This is a genomic window from Streptomyces sp. NPDC001348 (genome assembly GCF_053597535.1).
Genome location: NZ_JBSFIK010000087.1, coordinates 1 through 3,631 on the forward strand (window position 1 = coordinate 1; position 3,631 = coordinate 3,631).

The 3,631-nt window shown below is 70.4% G+C and carries 4 protein-coding genes; 2 read left to right on the forward strand and 2 right to left on the reverse strand.

Going from position 1 to position 3,631, the window contains the following annotated elements:
• Positions 1-49 precede the first annotated feature (49 nt).
• Together glgX and ACWC21_RS41250 are read right to left on the reverse strand one after the other, a co-directional pair.
• Entirely contained in the window at positions 50-2,248 is a 2,199-nt protein-coding gene (glgX, locus tag ACWC21_RS41245) for a glycogen debranching protein GlgX (RefSeq protein ID WP_450889975.1), read from the reverse strand.
• Positions 2,245-2,748, reverse strand: a complete 504-nt coding sequence (locus ACWC21_RS41250; RefSeq protein WP_450889977.1) for a pep a2 — start codon at positions 2,746-2,748, stop codon at positions 2,245-2,247. The genes glgX and ACWC21_RS41250 overlap by 4 nt, the downstream gene beginning before the upstream one ends.
• A gap of 299 nt (positions 2,749-3,047) precedes the next feature.
• Here ACWC21_RS41250 and ACWC21_RS41255 point away from each other — a divergent pair, with 299 nt between their 5' ends.
• A complete protein-coding gene (locus tag ACWC21_RS41255) occupies positions 3,048-3,347 on the forward strand; it encodes a DUF5133 domain-containing protein (protein WP_450889979.1) in 300 nt (99 codons plus the stop codon).
• 69 nt (positions 3,348-3,416) lie between these two features.
• A partial coding sequence (locus tag ACWC21_RS41260; protein WP_450889980.1) for a maltotransferase domain-containing protein occupies positions 3,417-3,631 on the forward strand: 215 nt, incomplete at its 3' end.

The window sequence follows — 3,631 nt, forward strand, 5'->3', positions numbered from 1 at the left end:
GGCCAGCGCCTGGACCGGCGCCGCCTCCCAGGACAGCGCGGGCCACTGATCAGTGGCCCGCACCGCTGCGCTCGGTGGGTGCGGCGGAGCCCGCCGCCGGGCGGACCGGTCGCGTACGGGACGGGCGAGAGAGCAGGACCAGGCTGCGGGGCTCGACACGGAGGTGCGTGCCTGCCTTGTGCTCCCGCTCGTCGGGGACACCGTCGGGGTCGGCCGTGTCGATCAGGGTGGTCCAGCGCTCCCCATAGGTCCGGTCGGGCAGACGGAAGTCCACCGCCTCCCAGTAGCCGTTGAGGAGCAGCAGGAACGAGTCGTCGACCACGGGGCGTCCGTACGCGTCCCGTTCGGCGATGGCGTCACCGTTCAGGAACACGCCGACCGAGTGCGCGTCGGCGCGCTGCCAGTCCCGGTCGGTCATCTCGTGGGCGTCCGGGCGCAGCCAGACGAGGTCGGGCAGCGGCTGCTCCGAGTTGGTGATCGTCTCGCCGTGGAAGAACCGGCGGCGGCGCAGTGCGGGGTGCTCGGCGCGCAGCGCGATCACGTACCGGGTGAAGTCCGCGAGGGCGTGCTGCTCCTCGGTGAGCCGCCAGTCGACCCAGGAGACCTCACCGTCCTGGCAGTAGGCGTTGTTGTTGCCGCCTTGGGTGCGGCCCAGTTCGTCGCCGTGGCAGAGCATCGGGATGCCCTGCGACAGCAGCAGCGTGGCCAGCAGGTTGCGCTGCTGGCGTGCGCGCAGCTCCAGCACGGCCGGGTCGGCGGTCTCGCCCTCGACACCGCAGTTCCAGGACCTGTTGACGCTCTCGCCGTCCTGGTTGTCCTCGCCGTTGGCCTCGTTGTGCTTGCCGTTGTACGACACGAGGTCGCGCAGCGTGAAACCGTCGTGCGCCGTGACGAAGTTGACGCTGGCGCGCGGCCGGCGCCTGCTGTGCCCGTAGAGGTCGGAGGAGCCGGTCAGCCGGGAGGCGAACTCGCCGAGAGAACCGGGCTCGGCCCGCCAGAAGTCCCGTACGGCGTCCCGGTAGGGCCCGTTCCACTCCGACCACAGCGGCGGGAAGTTGCCCACCTGGTAGCCGCCCTCGCCCACGTCCCAGGGCTCGGCGATCAGCTTGACGCGGCTGATCACGGGATCCTGCTGGATGAGGTCGAAGAACGCCGACAGCCGGTCCACCTCGTGGAACTGCCGGGCCAGGGTGGCCGCGAGGTCGAAGCGGAATCCGTCGACATGCATCTCGGTGACCCAGTACCGCAGCGAGTCCATGATCAGCTGCAGCACGTAGGGGTGCCGCATCAGCAGGCTGTTGCCGGTTCCGGTGGTGTCGTAGTAGTGCGCCCAGTCGCCGTCCACGAGGCGGTAGTACGAGGCGTTGTCGATGCCCCGGAAGGACAGGGTGGGGCCCTGCTCGTTGCCCTCGGCGGTGTGGTTGTAGACCACGTCGAGGATGACCTCGAGTCCGGCCTCGTGCAGCGCCTTCACCATCGCCTTGAACTCGTTCACCTGCTGCCCCCGGCTGCCGAAGGCGGCGTAGGCGTTGTGCGGCGCGAAGAAGCCGATGGTGTTGTAGCCCCAGTAGTTGGACAGGCCGCGGTCCTGGAGCACGCCGTCGTGCACGAACTGGTGCACCGGCATCAGCTCGACCGCGGTCACGCCCAGCGAGGTCAGATGCTCGACCACCGCGGGGTGGGCGAGGCCGGCGTAGGTGCCGCGCAGCCGCCGGGGCACGCCGGGGTGGGTTCTGGTGAGCCCCCGCACATGGGCCTCGTAGATGACGGAGTCGGCGTACGTCCGCCCGGGTGAGCGGTCGTCGCCCCAGTCGAAGTACGGGTCGGTGACCACGCCGAGCATGGAGTGCCCGGCGCTGTCGGCCGGGGAGGGGCCGTCCGGCGCGCGCTCGTAGAGCGAGGCGTGGTTGTCGATCTGTCCGTCGACGGCCCGCGCGTACGGGTCGAGCAGCAGCTTGGCGGGGTTGCACCGGTGGCCGAGAGCGGGGTCCCACGGCCCGTGCACCCGGTAACCGTAGCGTTGTCCCGGGCCGATCCCGGGCAGGTAGCCGTGCCAGACGAAGCCGTCGACCTCGCCCAGCGGCACGGGGGTCTCGGTGCCCGCGTCGTCGACGAGGATCAGGTCGACGCGCTCGGCGACCTCGCTGAACAGGGCGAAGTTGGTGCCCTGTCCGTCGAAGGACGCACCCAACGGGTAGGGGTGCCCGCTCCACACGGGCACCCCTTTCCGGGCTCGGCGCGCGGTCACCGGGCCCCCTCGAGAGCGCCGTTCGCCGAGGCGGCGAGGACCGTCACCGGCAGTTCGCGGGGCACGTTGAGCCCCTCGGTGAGGTTGGGGGCCGGGGCGGTCGGCACCAGGGGGACGCGCTCGCCGGCACGGGCGCGCTGCGAAAACCAGATGATCTTACTTCCGGTGTCCGACGCGCAGCATCCCCAGCCGTCGCTCATCGCGGCGATGTGCGCCAGGCAGGCACGCAGGTCCTGGTCGGGGCGGAGGTCGCGGTCGTCGCCGCCGACGGCGGTGATGAGGTGCTGGCCGTTCCACCACATCTCGATCGAGGTGTTCTTGTCGGTGGCGTGCTCGTCGATCGCACGCAGCAGCAGTTCGATGCCGCTGCGGACGGGTTCCACGAGGTTCTCGAGGTCCCAGTGGCGGAGGTGGGCGGCCAGGATGCGGCTGACCTGTCCGACCCGTTCGGGGCTGACTTCCACGTCGAGGTGGTAGTAGCAGGGCACTGCGGTCTTCATCGTCGCTTGCTCCTCACCGGCGAAGCTCTCGCTCTTTCTCGCGCCGTCCGGCTCGGTGCCGGACACGGAGCGTGAGCACTGATCGCTCCTGAGTCAGATCCACAGTGGGGGCACTACGCCATTCGTGCAACACGAGCACACCCGAGGTAGTTGAACCGCCAACAAGACGCTCCGTGTCGGTGCGTGCACCATGGGTGAAAGCCTCGATCGCCGTAACGGTTCCGTGCCTCTCCGTGCCCGGATGCCACCCGACCGTCGGGAAGCGTGCTCAGTCGAGAGCGTCGGAAGGTGAAGGGGCCATGCTGCTACCCGCGAAGGCCGAAGTGGCCCGGCTGTTGCGGCGATACCGGGCGTGGGAACGTCTGATGCTCGCCTCGCCCTCCGACCGCTCGGTACGTGCCGCCTTCGAGGACTCGGGCTACACCCTGTGCGTACTGATGGGAAAGCGCTGCGCCCGGGAGGCCGCGGACGCCGCGGAACGTTATCTGCGCACCACACTCGCCGCCTACCTGCGGGAGCAGGCCGGCAGGCCCCTCGTGCAGCGGCGGCGCCGACGGGCTCCCCCGCCGGACCGGCGGCCAAGGGCGGGAAGGCACTGACCTTCCGGCATCCATCGGATTCCCAGCCGGGCCACGCGCCCGGCTTCGCGCACGGCGGAGGTGACACCCATGAGTTCGACCGAGGCCATCGGCCGTATCCCGGTCCGGGACGTCCGCCCTGCCGTGGAGCGCGGCAGGCGCCCGGCGAAGGCGGTCGTCGGCGAGACCTTCCAGGTCACGGCCACTGTCTTCCGTGAGGGTCATGACGCCGTGGCCGCGAATGTGGTGCTGCGGGATCCCGAGGGCCGCCCGGGGCCCTTCACGCCGATGCGTGAACTCGCTCC